At 67.1% G+C, this 16119-nt stretch carries 14 protein-coding genes; 13 read left to right on the forward strand and 1 reads right to left on the reverse strand.

The genetic code is table 11. The annotated features are described in order from the left end of the window. The first annotated feature begins 749 nt into the window (after nucleotides 1-749). The 7 genes from JL37_RS13950 (at nucleotide 750) to JL37_RS13980 (ending at nucleotide 8566) form a co-directional block, all read left to right on the forward strand. A complete protein-coding gene (locus tag JL37_RS13950; protein WP_043544729.1) occupies nucleotides 750-3101 on the forward strand; it encodes a bifunctional salicylyl-CoA 5-hydroxylase/oxidoreductase in 2352 nt (783 codons plus the stop codon). Next, complete coding sequence (locus tag JL37_RS13955) at nucleotides 3098-3889, forward strand: SDR family NAD(P)-dependent oxidoreductase (RefSeq protein ID WP_043544730.1); 792 nt, start codon at nucleotides 3098-3100, stop codon at nucleotides 3887-3889. Before JL37_RS13950 ends, JL37_RS13955 begins: the two co-directional genes overlap by 4 nt. A 44-nt stretch (nucleotides 3890-3933) precedes the next feature. Next, entirely contained in the window at nucleotides 3934-4791 is an 858-nt protein-coding gene (locus JL37_RS13960) for an enoyl-CoA hydratase family protein (RefSeq protein ID WP_043544731.1), read from the forward strand. A gap of 2 nt (nucleotides 4792-4793) precedes the next feature. Further along, nucleotides 4794-5963 (forward strand): acyl-CoA dehydrogenase family protein, encoded by a 1170-nt coding sequence (locus tag JL37_RS13965; protein WP_043544732.1) that lies wholly within the window; start codon nucleotides 4794-4796, stop codon nucleotides 5961-5963. A gap of 61 nt (nucleotides 5964-6024) precedes the next feature. After that, nucleotides 6025-7665: an AMP-binding protein gene (locus JL37_RS13970; RefSeq protein WP_043544733.1), complete on the forward strand. Its 1641-nt coding sequence runs from the start codon at nucleotides 6025-6027 to the stop codon at nucleotides 7663-7665. Between the two features lie 20 nt (nucleotides 7666-7685). Next, a complete protein-coding gene (locus tag JL37_RS13975) occupies nucleotides 7686-8111 on the forward strand; it encodes a thioesterase family protein (RefSeq protein ID WP_043544734.1) in 426 nt (141 codons plus the stop codon). Between the two features lie 50 nt (nucleotides 8112-8161). Next, a complete protein-coding gene (locus tag JL37_RS13980) occupies nucleotides 8162-8566 on the forward strand; it encodes a RidA family protein (protein WP_043544735.1) in 405 nt (134 codons plus the stop codon). 543 nt (nucleotides 8567-9109) lie between these two features. Here JL37_RS13980 and JL37_RS13985 read toward each other — a convergent pair. Next, nucleotides 9110-10096, reverse strand: coding sequence for an AraC family transcriptional regulator (locus tag JL37_RS13985; protein WP_043544736.1), 987 nt, complete (start codon nucleotides 10094-10096; stop codon nucleotides 9110-9112). Between the two features lie 250 nt (nucleotides 10097-10346). On the opposite strand from JL37_RS13985, the gene JL37_RS13990 reads away from it, so the two are divergent. From JL37_RS13990 to JL37_RS14015, 6 genes are read left to right on the forward strand one after another with little or no spacing between them, the layout of a single operon-like run. Further along, nucleotides 10347-11525 (forward strand): ABC transporter substrate-binding protein, encoded by a 1179-nt coding sequence (locus JL37_RS13990; protein WP_043544737.1) that lies wholly within the window; start codon nucleotides 10347-10349, stop codon nucleotides 11523-11525. A 28-nt stretch (nucleotides 11526-11553) separates the two neighbouring features. After that, nucleotides 11554-12798: a dienelactone hydrolase family protein gene (locus JL37_RS13995; protein WP_043544738.1), complete on the forward strand. Its 1245-nt coding sequence runs from the start codon at nucleotides 11554-11556 to the stop codon at nucleotides 12796-12798. A gap of 9 nt (nucleotides 12799-12807) precedes the next feature. Continuing rightward, nucleotides 12808-14157: an aromatic ring-hydroxylating dioxygenase subunit alpha gene (locus JL37_RS14000; RefSeq protein ID WP_043544739.1), complete on the forward strand. Its 1350-nt coding sequence runs from the start codon at nucleotides 12808-12810 to the stop codon at nucleotides 14155-14157. Further along, nucleotides 14148-14681 carry an aromatic-ring-hydroxylating dioxygenase subunit beta gene (locus JL37_RS14005; RefSeq protein WP_043544740.1) on the forward strand — a complete coding sequence of 178 codons (534 nt, stop codon included), beginning with the start codon at nucleotides 14148-14150 and terminating at the stop codon, nucleotides 14679-14681. Before JL37_RS14000 ends, JL37_RS14005 begins: the two co-directional genes overlap by 10 nt. After that, complete coding sequence (locus tag JL37_RS14010; protein ID WP_043544741.1) at nucleotides 14678-15295, forward strand: cysteine hydrolase family protein; 618 nt, start codon at nucleotides 14678-14680, stop codon at nucleotides 15293-15295. Before JL37_RS14005 ends, JL37_RS14010 begins: the two co-directional genes overlap by 4 nt. Nucleotides 15296-15303: 8 nt before the next feature. Beyond that, complete coding sequence (locus tag JL37_RS14015) at nucleotides 15304-16110, forward strand: SDR family oxidoreductase (RefSeq protein ID WP_043544742.1); 807 nt, start codon at nucleotides 15304-15306, stop codon at nucleotides 16108-16110. The last annotated feature ends 9 nt before the right edge of the window (nucleotides 16111-16119 follow it).

Here is a 16119-nt window from a genome sequence, read left to right on the forward strand (position 1 = left end):
CCCGCCACGCCGTGCTTTTTCGGCCGCAATCCGGCGGTCGGCGGGGAGGGCGGGGTTCTTGAGGTTCTCGCCGCGGGCGGGTGGTGGTGGTGGATCTTGCGGCGCCCGCCCCATGCCGGCCGCGCGGGCGGCCTTGTGGGGCCTACGCGGCGTCTTGCGTCGGGATGATGACGCTGCGCGCTGGCGGCGGGATGAAGTCCGTGTCTGATATCGCCGCGGGCCGTGGTGATCCGTGTCTGACACCCGCACGAGATAGCGCCAAGGCTTGAAGAGCCGTTTCCCGGGTGTCAGACACCCCGAGTGAAAGTGCGCCCACCCCGATTGGTGTCAGACACCCCGTTGCGTTGCCTCAAGCCTGTAACGCGTTGCCGTAGGGTGTCAGACACGGTGCAGCGAAGTCCGTCGTGGTGATCCGTGTCTGACACCCGTACGAGATAGCGCCAAGGCTTGAAGAGCCTTTTCCCGGGTGTCAGACACCCTCGATGAAGAGGCTCCTACCCCGATTGGTGTCAGCCCCCCCCCGTTGCGTTGCCTCAAGCTTGCAACGTCTTGCCGTAGGGGTGTCGGACACCTGCAAAGAATCCAAAGATCGTCCCCATTTTTCCGCTAGCCATCTAGATGCTTTCCCCATTTGCAACCCATCCCCGTCAGGTATATATTTCAAGCCTAAACTATCAAGGTTTAAATCTCTGCGGCCCCAGCTCCAGGAATACAGAGCGGTTGTCGCATACCACGGAGCGTATACGGCGATGAAAATAGTCTGCATTGGCGGCGGTCCCGCCGGCCTGTATTTCGGTCTGCTCATGAAGCTGCAGAACCCCGAAAACGAAGTCACCGTGATCGAGCGCAACCGCCCGTACGACACCTTCGGCTGGGGTGTGGTGTTTTCCGACGCCACCATGCAGAACCTGCGCGAAGCCGATCCCATCTCCGCCCAGACCATCGGCGACGCCTTCAACCACTGGGACGACATCGACATCCATTTCAAGGGCCGCAGCATGCGCAGCAGCGGCCACGGCTTCATCGGCATCGGCCGCAAGAAGCTGCTGAACATCCTGCAGGCGCGCTGCGAGGACGTGGGCGTCAAGCTGGTGTTCGAGAACTTCGTGCAGGACGACCAGGCCATCGCCCGCGAATACGACGCCGACCTGGTCATCGCCTCGGACGGCATCAACAGCCAGATCCGCACCCGCTACGCGGACACGTTCCATCCGGATATCGACCAGCGCCGCTGCCGCTTCGTCTGGCTGGGCACCAAGAAGGTGTTCGACGCCTTCACGTTCGCCTTCGTGCAGACCGAGCACGGCTGGTTCCAGGCGCATGCCTACCGCTACGAAAACGGCATGTCCACGTTCATCGTGGAAACGCCCGAAGAAACCTGGCAGGCCGCCGGCATCGAGCAGATGAGCCAGGAAGATGGCATCGCCTACTGCGAAAAGCTGTTCGCGCCCTGGCTGGACGGCAATCCGCTGGTCAGCAACGCCTCGCACCTGCGCGGTTCGGCCATCTGGATCCGCTTCCCGCGCGTCATCTGCAACACCTGGGTGCACTGGAACTTGCTGGAAACGGCCCGCGGCCAGCGCCGCGTGCCGGTCGTGCTGATGGGCGACGCCGCCCATACCGCGCATTTCTCCATCGGCTCGGGCACCAAGCTGGCGCTCGAGGACGCCATCGAACTGGCCCGTTGCCTGAGCGGCGCGGAAGGCAGCGTGGAGCATGGTCTCAAGCACTATGAGGACGTGCGCAGCGTGGAAGTGCTGAAGATCCAGAACGCCGCCCGCAACTCCACCGAATGGTTCGAGAACGTCGCGCGCTACGCCGATCTGGAGCCCGAGCAGTTCGCTTATTCGCTGCTGACCCGCTCGCAGCGCATCTCGCACGAGAACCTGCGCTTGCGCGACCCGGCCTGGCTGGAAGGCTTCGAACGCTGGATCGCGGAGCACGCAGGCGCCGCGACGGCGCCGGGCGAGCGTCCGGCCCTGCCGATGCTCACGCCATTCACGGTGCGCGGTGTGCGGCTCAAGAACCGCATCCTGGTATCGCCGATGGCCATGTATTCCTGCACCGAAGGCGTGCCGGGCGATTTCCACCTGGTCCACCTGGGCGCTCGTGCCATGGGCGGCGCCGGCCTCGTCATGGTGGAAATGACCTGCGTGTCGCCGGACGGCCGGATCACTCCGGGATGCCCCGGCCTCTGGAACGATGAGCAGCGCCAGGCTTTCTCGCGCATCGTCGATTTCGTGCATGGCAACAGCGACGCCCGCATCGGCATGCAGCTGGGCCATGCCGGCCGCAAGGGATCCACACAATTGGGGTGGCAGAAGATCGACCACCCGCTGGCCGAGGGCAACTGGCCCCTGATTTCGGCGTCCGCCTTGCCCTATATCGAAGGCGTGTCGCAGACGCCCCGCGCCATGACCCGCGCGGACATGGACGAGGTGCGCGACAACTTCGTCGCCGCCGCGCGCCGCGCGGAACAGGCCGGCTTCGACTGGCTGGAACTGCACTGCGCCCACGGCTACCTGCTTTCCAGCTTCATTTCGCCCCTGACCAACCGCCGCGAGGACGAATACGGCGGCAGCCTGGAAAACCGCCTGCGCTTCCCGCTGGAGGTGTTCCACGCCGTGCGCGCCGTCTGGCCCGAGAACAAGCCCATGTCGGTGCGGATCTCCGCCAGCGACTGGGTGGAAGGCGGCATCACGGCCGACGACGCCGTGGAAATCGCGCGCCACTTCAAGGCCGCCGGCGCCGACATGATCGATTGCTCGTCCGGCCAGGTCAGCAAGGAAGAGAAGCCGGTCTATGGCCGCATGTTCCAGACCCCGTTCGCGGACCGGGTGCGCAACGAGGCCGGCATCCCCACCATCGCGGTGGGCGCCATTTTCGAGGCCGACCACGCCAACGGCATCATCGCCTCGGGCCGGGCGGATCTTTGCGCGCTGGCGCGTCCCCATTTGGCTGACGCCTCCTGGACGCTACGCGAAGCGGCGCGGGTGGGCTACCGTGACGTAACGTGGCCGAGCCAGTACTTCGCCGGCAAGCGCCAGCTGGAAACCAATTTCGAACGCGCCGCCGCCATGGCGCAACTGGACATCAAATGAATGCAACTCCGCTCCCCCTGGCCGGGCGCCATGCCCTGGTGACGGGCGGCGCCCGAGGCATCGGGCTCGCCTGCGCCCGGGCCCTGCTGCAGCGCGGCGCCCGGGTCACGCTCCTGGGCCGCGACGGCGCCGCACTGGACGCCGCGGCCGACAGCCTGGCCCGCCTGGGGCAGGTGCAGGCCGTCAGCGCCGACATCGCGGACGAGGGCTCGGTACGGGCCGCCTTCGCCCAGGCCGAGACGGAATTCGGTCCGGTGCTGGTGCTGGTGAACAACGCCGGCCAGGCGGTCAGCGAACGCTTCGACCGCACCGATGCGGCCTTGTGGAACTCCATGATCGCTGTCAACCTGACCGGCACGTTCCACTGCATCCAGGCGGCCTTGCCCGGCATGTTGAAAGAGAAGTGGGGGCGGGTCATCAACGTGGCCAGCACCGCCGGCCTGATCGGCTACGGCTACGTCAGCGCCTATTGCGCGGCCAAGCACGGCGTGGTCGGACTGACCCGCTCGCTGGCGCTGGAGACCGCCCAGAAGGGCGTAACGGTCAATGCCGTTTGTCCCGGCTACACCGAAACCGACATCGTGCGCGGCGCGGTCTCGAACATCGTCGACAAGACCGGCATGACGCCGGAGGCCGCCCGCGCCAAACTGGCCGAGCGCAACCCCCAGGGCCGCCTGGTGCAGCCCGAGGAAGTGGCCGAAACAGTTGCCTGGCTGGCCCTGCCGGCCTCGGCTTCCGTCAACGGCCAGGCCATCGCCGTCGACGGCGGCGAAGTGATGACCGGCTGAGGCCGGCGCCCCACCCATCCCGAAGATCCCAGAATGGAGACACCATGAGCACCCAGCCCGAAGAACACACCATGAAGCACCACAAGCGTCCGTTCGCCGGCTACCAGGCCAAGACGTTCCTGTGGCAGGTGTCGGCCGACGGCAAGATCGGCACGGTCACCCTGAACCGTCCCGAGCGCAAGAACCCGCTGACGTTCGACTCCTACGCCGAACTGCGCGATTTGTTCCGGTCGCTGGTCTATGCCACCGATATCAAGGTGGTCGTGGTGACGGGCGCGGGCGGCAACTTCTGCTCGGGCGGCGACGTGCACGAAATCATCGGCCCCCTGACCCGTATGTCCATGCCCGAACTGCTGGACTTCACCCGCATGACGGGCGACCTGGTCAAGGCCATGCGCGCCTGCCCGCAGCCCATCGTGGCGGCGGTCGACGGCGTCTGCGCCGGCGCGGGCGCCATGGTGGCGCTGGCCTCGGACATGCGCCTGGGCACGCCCGCGGCGCGGACCGCCTTCCTGTTCACCCGCGTGGGCCTGGCCGGCGCCGACATGGGCGCCTGCACGCTATTGCCGCGCATGATCGGCCAGGGCCGCGCCTCCGAGCTGCTGTACACGGGCCGCGCGATGACGGCGGAAGAGGGCGCCAGCTGGGGCTTCTTCAATGCCTTGCACGAATCCGGCGCGCTGGCCGACGCCGCGCAGACGCTGGCCGCGCAGTTGGCCGCGGGCCCGACTTTCGCCCATGGCGTCACCAAGAAGCTGCTGCACCAGGAATGGAACATGGGGGTGGACGAGGCTATCGAGGCCGAAGCCGAGGCCCAGGCCATCTGCATGCAGACGCGCGATTTCCACCGCGCCTACGAGGCTTTTGTGGCCAAGCAAAAACCGGTGTTCGAAGGGGACTGAGCATGCGCGACACAAGCTGGCTGGACTGGCCTTTTTTCGACGATGCGCACCGCAAGCTGGCGCACGAGGTCGACGCGTGGTGCGAAGCGTCCCTGGGGGACGTGGATCACCATGACGCCGACGGCGCCTGCAAGAAGCTGGTGAAGGCCATGGGGCAGGCCGGCTGGCTGCGCTACGCGGTGGCGGGCGGCCCGGGCGGAACATGGGGCGGCGCGCTGCCCGAGGTGGATTCGCGCTCCGTCTGCATTCTGCGCGAAACCTTCGCCCGCCACGAAGGGCTGGCGGACTTCGCATTCGCCATGCAGGGACTGGGCAGCGGCGCGATTTCGCTCATGGGATCCGACGAGGTCCGCCAGCGCTACCTGCCGCGCGTGTCGCGGGGCGAAGCGATCGCCGCCTTCGCGCTGTCCGAGCCCGAAGCGGGATCGGACGTGGCGGCGCTGGCCTGCGAGGCCAGGCTGGACGGCGACCACTATGTGCTGAACGGCGCCAAGACCTGGATCTCCAACGGCGGGATCGCGGACTTTTATTGCGTCTTCGCGCGCACCGGCGAAGCGCCCGGCGCGCGCGGCATCAGCGCCTTCGTGGTGGATGCCGGCACGCCCGGCTTCGAAGTCAGCGAACGCATCGACCTGATCGCCCCGCACCCGCTGGCCACCATTACGTTCGACGATTGCCGCATCCCGGCGTCGCAGCGGCTGGGCGACGCGGGCCAGGGCTTCAAGCTGGCCATGATGACGCTGGACATCTTCCGCGCCTCGGTGGCGGCGGCGGCGCTGGGCTTCGCCCGCCGCGCGCTGGACGAGGCCGTGGCGCGCTCCAAGTCGCGCCGCATGTTCGGCCAGACGCTGGCCGACCTGCAGCTGACGCAAGCCGCGCTGGGCGACATGGCGACCGCCATCGATGCGTCGGCGCTGCTGACGTACCGCGCCGCGTGGATGCGCGACGTCAAGAAGCTGCGCACCACGCGTGAAGCGGCCATGGCCAAGATGACGGCCACGGAATCGGCGCAAACCGTGATCGACCGCGCGCTGCAGATGTTCGGCGGCGCGGGCGTGGTGTCGGGGATGCCGGTGGAGAAGCTCTACAGGGAAATCAGAGCGCTGCGTATCTACGAAGGCGCCACCGAAGTGCAGAAGTTGATCATCGCCCGTGAACTGCTGAAGGCGTAGAAGAGCCATCGGGCTCCGGCGTCCAGGCAAGCAACAACACCGCATAGCCAAGGGGAATTTCATGGAAGCATCCGCCCACATCGACACCTTCGCCCGGGACAATCTGCCCCCGGGCGAACAATGGCCAGAGTTCCTGCTCGACGGTCCCGACGTGGCCTATCCCAAGCGTTTCAATTGCGCGGCCGAACTGGTGGATGCCATGGTCGAGCGCGGCCACGGCGAGCGCATCGCGCTGCGCTGGCGCCAGGATGGCAAGCAGGCCGTGATGACCTATCGCGAGCTGGCGGCGCTGAGCAACCGCATCGCCCGCGTGCTCACGGAGGACATGGGCCTGGTCTCCGGCAACCGCTTGCTGCTGCGGGGGCCGAACAATCCCATGATGGCCGCGTCCTGGCTGGCCGCGGTCAAGGCGGGCCTGGTGACCGTGCCCACGATGCCGCTGTTGCGGGCCAAGGAGCTCAAGCAGATCATCGATAAGGCGCAGGTCCAGGCCGTGCTGTGCGACATCCGCCTGAAAGACGAGGCGGATTTCTGCGTGCGGCCCGGGCACGAGCACCATTGCCCCGCGTTGTCGAAGATCATGTATTTCAACGATGCCGCGCCCGATGCGCTGGACGCCCTGGCCGCGGCCAAGCCCGACGACTTCGAGGCCTGCGACACGGCGGCCGACGATGTGTGCCTGATCGCCTTCACCAGCGGCACCACGGGCGCGCCCAAGGGCTGCATGCACTTCCACCGCGACGTGCTGGCGATGTGCGACCTGTTCCCCAAGCACGTCATCAAGCCGACCGCGGACGACATCTTCTGCGGCACGCCGCCGCTGGCCTTCACCTTCGGCCTGGGCGGCCTGCTGTGCTTCCCGCTGCGGGTGGGCGCCAGCACGGTGCTGGCGGAAAAGCTTTCGCCGGAGAGCCTGCTGGAGCTGATCCAGGAATTCCGCGCCACCATCGTCTTCACGGCGCCGACCTTCTACCGGCAGATGGCGGCCCTGGTCGGCAAGTTCGATATTTCCTCGCTGAAGAAGAGCGTTTCCGCCGGCGAAGCCCTGCCCGACGCCACGCGCCAGCTCTGGAAGGAAGCCAGCGGCATCGAGATGATCGACGGCATAGGCGGCACGGAAATGATCCATGTCTTCGTGTCCAGCCCGCCGGAGTCCGTGCGCCGCGGCGCGATCGGCCGCGTCGTGCCGGGCTATGTTGCCCAGATCGTGGACGATGAGATGAAGCCGGTGCCCAACGGCACGGTGGGCCGTCTGGCCATCAAGGGGCCCACGGGCTGCCGCTACCTGGCCGACGAGCGCCAGCGCCGCTTCGTGCACGACGGCTGGAACCTGCCCGGCGATACCTTTCTGCAGGACGAGGACGGCTACCTGTTCTACCAGGCTCGCAATGACGACATGATCGTTTCCGCCGGCTACAACATCGCCGGCCCGGAAGTCGAGGACGCGCTGTTGCGGCACGAGGCCGTGGCGGAATGCGGCGTGGTCGGGGCGCCCGACGACGAGCGCGGCCAGGTGGTGAAGGCCTTCGTCGTGCTCAAGCCGGGCTACGAGGCCGGCAGCGAACTGACCGCCGCCCTGCAGCAGTTCGTCAAGGCCAGCATCGCGCCCTACAAATATCCCCGCGCCATCGAGTTCGTGGAGGCGCTGCCGCGCACCGAAACGGGCAAGCTGCAACGCTTCGCGCTGCGCAAGATGGCGTGAACAGGCAATAAGGAATTCCCATGGCAGCTCCGTTCATCAGCCAGGTCGAAGTCCGCTTCCGCCATTGCGATCCGGCGGGCATCGTCTTCTACCCCCGCTACTTCGAGATGATCAACGACTTCGTCGAGGAGTGGTTCGACAAGGGCATGGGGCTGCCGTTCCACGCGTTGCACGTGGAACGGCAGATCGGTACGCCGACGGCGTCGGTGCAGTGCGATTTCAGCGCGCCCAGCCGCTGGCACGAGCGCTTGCGCCAAGTGCTGGAGGTGCAGCGCATCGGGGGCGCGTCGTTCAAGGCGCTGGTGAAGTTCGAAGGGCCGGACGGTCAGCTGCGCCTGTCGGCGACGCTGACGATCGTGACGGTGGATTTGCGGACGATGAAGTCCATGCCGCTGCCTGCGGACTTGCGGGAACGCATGCAGGCTTATCTGGTTCCCGCCGCCTGAGCGGCGGGGATCACCCTGTAGTTTGTTTTTCTTGAAAATAGGATGACGTTATGAAGATTCTGCAACCGCCGGATTGGATGGCGCCCCGGGGCTATTCGAATGGCGTGCTCACCGAGATGCAGGTGGGCAGCAAGCTCGTTTTCGTGGGCGGGCAGGTGGGGTGGAATGGCCAGCAGCAGTTCGAGACGGATGACCTGGCCGAGCAGGTGCGCCAGACGCTGGCGAATATCGTTGCGATTCTGGCGGAGGGGGGAGCCAAGCCGGAGCATATCGTCCGCATGACGTGGTACGTGACGGACAAGGACGAGTACGTGGCGGCCTATCCCGACATCGGCAAGCACTACCGGGAGCTGATCGGACGGCATTTCCCGGCGATGACGGCGGTGGAGGTGGCCGATCTGGTCGAGGACCGGGCGAAGGTGGAGATCGAGGTTACGGCGGTGGTGCCGGCTTAGTGATTGCGTAGGCTGTTTTTTTGGCTTGTTGTTTGAGTTCTTGAGACGCCCGGTGCGACGGGGCCTGGGGCGCGCGGGTCAACGATTGCGGTCCGGAGCCTTCGCTCCGGACTTCCCCGTCGTCATCCTCGTCCTCGCCTGCGGCGACTCCTTCGGATTCCCTCGGGCTTATCGACTCCCCGCGCGCCCCAGGCCCCGTCGCGCCGGGCTTTTTCAGTTGCAATCTGACGGCTGCTGGGGCGGTGGGTGTGCTTAGGGTTCTGGCGGCGGGCGGGGTGGTGGTGGAGGATCTTTCGATGCCCGCCCCATGCCGGCCGCGCGGGCGGCCTCGTGGGGCTTACGCGGCGTCTTGCGGTTGGTGCTGACGCTGCGCGCCGTTGGCAGGGGGGGGTAAATAAGTCAGGTGTCCATATGGTCAGGTGTCTGACACCCGTACGAGACGACGTCACGGCGTGCAGCGGTGTTGCCGGGTGTCAGACACCCCGATGCCTCATTTCAAGCTTGCAAGGCCTTGTCGTACGGGTGTCAGACACCTGCTCGCCGTCACCCCGTCACGCGCCGCGTCTCGCGCGGCAATTCTCCGAAGCGTTCGCGGTAATACTCCGAAAACCGTCCCAGGTGCCCGAACCCCACGCCCAGCGCGACCTCGGTCACGCTGGCGTGGGCGTCCGACTTCAGTTTCTGCCTGGCGGTGTCCAGCCGCAGCGCCCGCAGGGCGTTCATGGGGGTGGTGTCGCGGTGTTCCTGGAACAGCCGCGTCAGGGCGCTGGCGCTGGCGCCGGCGTGGCGGGCGATGTCGATGAGGGTCAGCGGGGCGGACAGGTGCTCGCGCATGTAGGACTCGGCCAGCGTCAGGCGGCGCGGGAGCGCCGGAGCCAGGCCTGCGCGCGCCTGCCAGCTGTTCGGCTGGTTGTAGAGCAGGTGCAGCATCAGGGTGTCTTCCAGATGCTCCAGCCAGGCCGCGGGCGGACGGGGCGCGCCATCGTCCAGCGTGGGCAGCAGGTGGATCAGGCTTGCGACCATGCTGCACCAGGCGGCGCCGACTGGGGTGTCCAGGCGCAGCGCGGGGCTGAAGTCCAGCGGGCCGGCGGCGGCCTCGCCGAAGGCGCGCAGCCCGATGGCTTCGAGCTTGCCGCGCGGGATCTTGAGCAGCAGCTGCTCGCAGCCGGCTTCCCAGTGCAGGCGCAGCGGGCGGTTGGGGGCGATGACGGCGGCGCACTCGGGGCCGGCGTCGACCCGGTCGTTGCCGCATTCGATACAGGCGCGCCCGCGCAGGGGCACCTGCACCAGCATGAAATCCTGCAGCCTGTCGGGTTCGATGTGGACTTCGGCGCCGTAGCGCAGGGTACAGACCGTGAGGGATCCGAAACGGGCCCGGTTCAGTTCCGCGTCCACTCGGCCGCCTTTCCAGGTCAGGCGGTGTTCCTTCAGGGCTTCGGACACGAGCGTCCGCGTTTCGTCCTGCTGGGTGGAGCTGAAGACGCGCCGCTTCAACAGGGGCGCCAGCGTGAGTCGTGACCAGCCATGCATGCATGCCTCCGGTACGGGAACCCTCCCGTATCTCAGGCCAGGGTAATTTAAACGGCTGGCGCTTGGAATTAAGTGAATCCCGGATAAGACTGACTGTAATCGGATAGAGCCGCACCCCCGGGCGGCCTAATCTAGGGCCTGTGCGCGGGCGCCTGCGAGGCCCCGCGCTTTCGGCAGCACGCATCGACCGGGGCAGACGGGTTCTGTCAGCTTTCCGCCGGCGGGGCCGGCGGGGAAAACGGGGTGGCTCATGAATCGAAACCTATGGCGCAGGCGCGCGCTGGCCGCGCTGGCATGCATGGCTGCCGCGGCCAATGCGGCGGCGGCCGACAAGATCAAGATCGGCCTGCTGACCACGCTCTCGGGGCCCGGTGCGGCGCTGGGCAACGAGATCCGGGACGGCTTCAATCTCGCACTGCAACATACGGGAGGCAAGCTGGGCGGGCTGCCGGCCGAGGTGGTGGTGGCGGACGATCAGCAGAAGGCGGACACGGGCCGCCAGGCTGTCGAGCGCCTGCTCAAGCGCGACCATGTGGACGTCATGACGGGCATCGTGTTCTCGAACGTGCTGTTGCCCGTGATGCCGGCCATCCTGCAATCGGGCACCATCTACCTCAGCACGAATACCGGGCCGGAAAACTATGCCGGCGCGGGCTGTAATCCCAATTTCTTCGCGGTCGCGTGGCAGAACGAGGATATCCCGGCCGCGATGGGCAAGTACGCCGCCGACCAGGGCTACAAGCGCGTGGCGCTGATCGCGCCGGACTACCCCGGCGGCCGCGAATCGCTCAACGGCTTCAAGCGCCTGTACAAGGGCGGGCTGTCCGAAGAGATCTACACCCAGCTCGGCCAACTCGACTACGGCGTGGAAATCACGCGGCTGCGCGCCAGCAAGCCCGACGCGGTGTTCTTCTTTCTGCCGGGCGGCATGGGCGTGAACTTCATCAAGCAATTCAACGGAGCGGGCCTGGGCAAGGAAATCGCGTTGCTTGCGCCCGGCTTCTCGGGCGACGAGGACACGATCGCCGCCGTCGGCGCGCCCATCGAGGGCCTGCGCAACACGTCCCAGTGGGCCGCCGACCTGGACAATCCGGCGAACCGCAAGTTCGTGGAGGATTTCACGAAGGCCTACAAGCGCAGCCCCACGCTGTACGCGTCCCAGGGCTACGACGCCGCCATGCTGCTGGACAGCGCGGTGCGGCAGACCGGCGGCAAGCTGGACGCGGACGCGCTGCGCCCAGCCTTGCGCCGCGCGGATTTCAAGTCCGTGCGGGGCGATTTCAGATTCAACAGCAACCAGTATCCGGTGCAGAACTACTACCTGCGCATCGTCGAGGCGGGCGCGGGCGGAAAGCTGTCGAACAAACTGTCGGGCACGGTGCTGACCCAGTACCAGGATCCGTTCGCCGCTTCCTGCCGGATGAAGTAGGGCGGACGCCCGTAATAAGGAGATACGCATGACCTCGAGCATTACGACGCGCGACGTGATGGTGGCCTCGCATGATGGCAAATCCTTCGGCGCCTATCTGGCGGTGCCGGCGTCCGGGCACGGCCCCGGCCTGGTGCTGTGCCAGGAGATCTTCGGCGTGAACGGCTTCATGCGCCGCGCCGCGCAACTGCTGGCCGAGGAAGGCTACGTGGTGCTGGTGCCCGATCTGTTCTGGCGCCAGCAGCCGGGCATCCAGTTGACGGACGGTCCGGCCGATATGCCGCGCGCCTTCGAACTCTATAAGGGCTTCGACGTGGAACTGGGCCTGCGCGACATCGCATCGGCCATAGCCGCGCTGCGCGAACTGCCCGAGCAGCAGGGCGGGGTGGGCGTGCTGGGCTATTGCCTGGGCGGCAAGCTGGCCTATCTGGCCGCCTGCCGCACCGATGTGGACGTGGCGGTGGGCTACTACGGCGTAGGCATCGAAAACAGCCTGGACGAAGCCGCCGGGCTGCGCGGCCGGCTGGTGCTGCACATCGCCGAGCAGGACGGCTTCTGTCCGCCCGAGGCGCGCCAGCGCATCCTGGAGGCGCTGGGCGGCAAGCCCGGCGTGGAGCTTTACGTCTATCCGGGCGTGGACCACGCGTTCGCGCGCACGGGCGGCGATCACTACGACAAGCCGTCCGCGCTGATGGCGCACCAGCGCAGCATGGCCGCGCTGCAGCGCGCCATCGGGCCGGAGTTCGATTATTCGTACCTGTGGGACAAGCACTGCGAATACGAATTCGGCACGCGCGACGTGGCGGCCACCATGGCCACCATGGTGGCCGAGCCCTATGTGAACCATATCCCCACCATGACGGGCGGCGTGGGCCACAAGGAACTGAGCCGCTTCTACCAGCACCATTTCGTCAACAGCAATCCGCCCGACACCCGCTTGGTGCCGTTGTCGCGCACGGTGGGCGCCACGCAGATCGTGGATGAACTGCTGTTCTGCTTCACGCACACCACCGAGATCGACTGGATGCTGCCCGGGGTGCCGCCCACCGGCAAGTATGTGGAGATCCCGCTGGTGGCCATCGTCAAGTTCCGTGGCGACAAGCTCTATCACGAGCACATCTACTGGGACCAGGCCAGCGTGCTGGTCCAGGTGGGCCTGCTGGACCCCAAGGGCCTGCCGACCGCCGGCCGCGAAACGGCGGCGAAGCTGCTGGACGAGACCCTGCCGTCCAACACGCTGATGGCGCGCTGGAAAGACAGCGAAGGCAAATAGGAGGCGGCCATGGCATACACCGAAGAGCAATTGGCCGCCATGGTGCGCGGCGACAGCGTGCATCGCGCCGTCTACACCGATCCGGCCATTTTCGACCTGGAGATGCAGCGCATCTATGGCCGCGCCTGGGTCTATGTGGGCCATGAAAGCCAGGTGCCGAAGACGGGCGATTATCACACCACCCGCCTGGGAGACCAGGACGTGCTGATGGTGCGCGCCTCCGACGGCCGCGTCCATGTGCTGTACAACCGCTGCCCCCACAAGGGCGCGAAAGTGGTGGCCGATGGCGACGGCTGCGCCGGAAAATTCTTCCGCTGCCCTTACCACGCCTGGACCTTCAAGCTGGATGGCAGCCACTTGGGCGTGCCGCTCAAGCAAGGCCTGGAAGGAACCGCCTATGATCCCGCCGATCCGTCGTTCTCGATGCGGCGGCTGCCGCGCGTGGAAAGCTACCGGGGCTTCGTGTTCGCCAGCCAATCGGCCCAGGGGCAGGGGCTGGAGGAGTTCCTGGGCGGCGTGCGCTCGTCCATCGACAATCTCTGCGACCGCTCGCCCGTGGGCGAGGTGGAAGTGGCGGGAGGCATCTTCCGCGTCATGCAGCGGTCGAACTGGAAGGTGTTCTACGAAAACCTGCACGACACCATGCATGCCCGGGTCACGCACGAATCCTCGTATGCCGCGGCCCGCGACGAGGCCAAGGAGATCGGCGAGATGCCGCTGGAGCTCCACATCATGGACGGCAACGGCGAGCCCTACGAGTTCTGGGAGAAGCTGGAGCTGCGCGCCTACGCTAACGGCCACGGCTACATGGAGGGCATCTTCAATCCGGGTGCAGCCGAACGCGACCCCGTCTCGCGCGCGCACTTCGAAACGCTGAGCGCCGCCTACGGCGAAACGCGGGCCCGCGAGATCCTGGGCATGAACCGCCACAACACCGTTATCTATGGCAGCGGGTCGCCCCATACGGTGTTCCAGCAGTTCCGCGTGATCCGCCCCATAGCGGTGGACCGGACGATGATCGAGATCCAGACATTCCGCTGCAAGGGCGCGCCGGACGGCGTGTTCAAGCGCGCCATGCTGTATGCCAACGTCATCAATTCGCCCTCGTCCAATGTCATGCCGGACGACATCGAACTCTACAACCGCTGCCAGGAAGGCAACGCGACGCGCGGCGGCGAATGGGTCAGCATGCACCGCTACCACGGCACCGACCGCAGCGAGGCCGACGGCATGGTGTCCCTGAACGGCACCAGCGAGCTGCCGATGCGCAACCAGTTCCGCGCCTGGAAGACCTACATGGAAGCCGGCGCCGCGCATACGGGCGCGGCGGCCGCCACCGGAGACGCCGCATGCTGCTAGACCTTGATTTCGACGTCGCGACCGACGGCTTGTCGCCCGCCGAGGCGCCGGCCGACGCCTACCATCGCATCGCGCAGTTCCTGTACCGCGAAGCCCGTTTGCTGGACGAGCGCCGCTACGCGGACTGGCAGGCGCTGTGGACGGCCGACGGCATGTACTGGATGCCGCGAGTGCCCGGCCAGCAGAGTCCGTACGACCATATCTCGCTGTTCTGGGAGGACCGCATGCTGCGCGACGTGCGCATCCGGCGGCTGGAACACCCGCGCAACTGGTCGCAGCAGCCGCCCACGCGTAGCGCTCGGCTGGTGGGAGGCGTGCAGGTGGAAGGCGTGGACGCGGGCGGCAACCTAGTCGTGCATTCCGTCTTCCAGATGACCGAATGGCGCAAGCGCGAGCCGCGCCAGCTGGCCGGCCGCTATACCCACAAGCTCGCCGCCGAGGGCGATAGCTGGCGCATCCGCATGAAGCGGGTGGACCTGGTCAATTGCGACGACGTGCACGACGTGTTCGAGGGGTTCGTGTGACGGCGCCGGACACAGCGGTGCTGGCGCTGCATTACCAGAACGACGTGCTGCATCCCGACGGCAAGATCCGCGTCGGGCTGGACGCGGATGGGCTTGCGCGGCAACGCCTGCTGGACAACGCCGCCGCGCTCCTGAACGGCGCGCGGGCCGGCGGGCTGCCCATCGTGCACGTGCGCATCGCCTTCCGGCCGGACTACGCCGATCTGCTGGCCAATTGCGCCATTTTCCGCAACGTGGCCGCCATCGGGGCGGTGGCGGAAGGGCAGTGGGGCAGCGCCTTCTACGAGGGGTTGCAGCCCTTGCCCGGCAGCGCGCGCGAGTTTGTCGTGAAGCACACCCGCATCAGCGCCTTCTATGGCACGCCGCTGGAGGAAACTCTGCGGGTGCTGGGCGCGCGCAGGCTGGTGGTGGCCGGAGTCGCCACGCATTCCGTGGTCGAGGGCACCGTGCGCCATGCCGCCGACATCGGTTTCGAGGTGATGGTGGCACAGGACGCTTGCGCCTCGGCGGACCCGGCGGTGCACGAGGCCTCGCTGGCCAGCATGCGCCTGATCGCGCGCACCGGTCCCGTGGCGGAAGCGCTGCGCTGGGCGGCGGCGCCTGAAAGAACTTAGGAGGATTCATGGATTTCACAGGATTCCCCGGCGTTGCCGGCAAGACCGCCATCGTGACCGGCAGCACCCAGGGGCTGGGCGCGGATATTGCGCGAGGGCTGGCCGCGGCCGGCGCCAACGTGGTGCTGGTCGGGCGCAATGCCGAGGCGGGGCGCGCGCTGGAGCGGGGCTTGCAGGGCCGCGCGCTGTACTGCGAGACGGACATCGGGCAGGACAGCCAGATACAACGCTGCATCGATGCGGCCATGTCGCGCTTCGGAAGGCTGGACATCCTGGTGAACAACGCCTGCCAGTACGCGGACCGCGGGCTGGCGTCGTCGCGCGAGGAATGGCACGGCACGCTGGACACGAACCTGGTGTCGGCGGCCATTTTCACGCAGCTTGCGGCGCCGCTGTTGCCGCGGGGCGGCGTAGTGGTGAACATGGGCAGCACCGGCGGCAAGTTCGGCGCGGCCGGACGCGCGCTGTATCCGGCCTCCAAGGCGGCGCTTTTGCAGATCACCAAGAACTTCGCGGTGGAGTTGGCGCCCGCGGGCGTGCGCGTGCTGGCCGTGTCGCCCGCCTGGACCTGGTCGCCGTCGGTGGAGCAGTTGTCGGGCGGGTCGCGCGAGGCGGCCGATGCGGTGGGAGCCCATTTCCATCCGCTGGGCCGTGTCGGGTCGGGCGAGGAGATCGCCGCGGTAGTGTGTTTCGCCTGTTCCGACTCGGCCTCATGGATGACCGGCGTGGACATTCCGGTGGACGGCGGCTTTTCCATCCTCGGTCCCGACCGCGGCATTTCGCCGCGAGCCTGGTTCAAGGAACTGGCGCCTTAGCGCCGCCGG

It is taken from the genome of Achromobacter sp. RTa (genome assembly GCF_000757485.1).
In the GTDB taxonomy this organism is placed as follows: domain Bacteria; phylum Pseudomonadota; class Gammaproteobacteria; order Burkholderiales; family Burkholderiaceae_B; genus Achromobacter.

Coding starts and splice junctions, on each gene's coding strand:
- JL37_RS13950 (WP_043544729.1), top strand. CDS start 750: ATGAAAATAGTCTGCATTGGCGGCGGTCCCGCCGGCCTGTATTTCGGT.
- JL37_RS13955 (WP_043544730.1), top strand. CDS start 3,098: ATGAATGCAACTCCGCTCCCCCTGGCCGGGCGCCATGCCCTGGTGACG.
- JL37_RS13960 (WP_043544731.1), top strand. CDS start 3,934: ATGAGCACCCAGCCCGAAGAACACACCATGAAGCACCACAAGCGTCCG.
- JL37_RS13965 (WP_043544732.1), top strand. CDS start 4,794: ATGCGCGACACAAGCTGGCTGGACTGGCCTTTTTTCGACGATGCGCAC.
- JL37_RS13970 (WP_043544733.1), top strand. CDS start 6,025: ATGGAAGCATCCGCCCACATCGACACCTTCGCCCGGGACAATCTGCCC.
- JL37_RS13975 (WP_043544734.1), top strand. CDS start 7,686: ATGGCAGCTCCGTTCATCAGCCAGGTCGAAGTCCGCTTCCGCCATTGC.
- JL37_RS13980 (WP_043544735.1), top strand. CDS start 8,162: ATGAAGATTCTGCAACCGCCGGATTGGATGGCGCCCCGGGGCTATTCG.
- JL37_RS13985 (WP_043544736.1), bottom strand. CDS start 10,096: ATGCATGGCTGGTCACGACTCACGCTGGCGCCCCTGTTGAAGCGGCGC.
- JL37_RS13990 (WP_043544737.1), top strand. CDS start 10,347: ATGAATCGAAACCTATGGCGCAGGCGCGCGCTGGCCGCGCTGGCATGC.
- JL37_RS13995 (WP_043544738.1), top strand. CDS start 11,554: ATGACCTCGAGCATTACGACGCGCGACGTGATGGTGGCCTCGCATGAT.
- JL37_RS14000 (WP_043544739.1), top strand. CDS start 12,808: ATGGCATACACCGAAGAGCAATTGGCCGCCATGGTGCGCGGCGACAGC.
- JL37_RS14005 (WP_043544740.1), top strand. CDS start 14,148: ATGCTGCTAGACCTTGATTTCGACGTCGCGACCGACGGCTTGTCGCCC.
- JL37_RS14015 (WP_043544742.1), top strand. CDS start 15,304: ATGGATTTCACAGGATTCCCCGGCGTTGCCGGCAAGACCGCCATCGTG.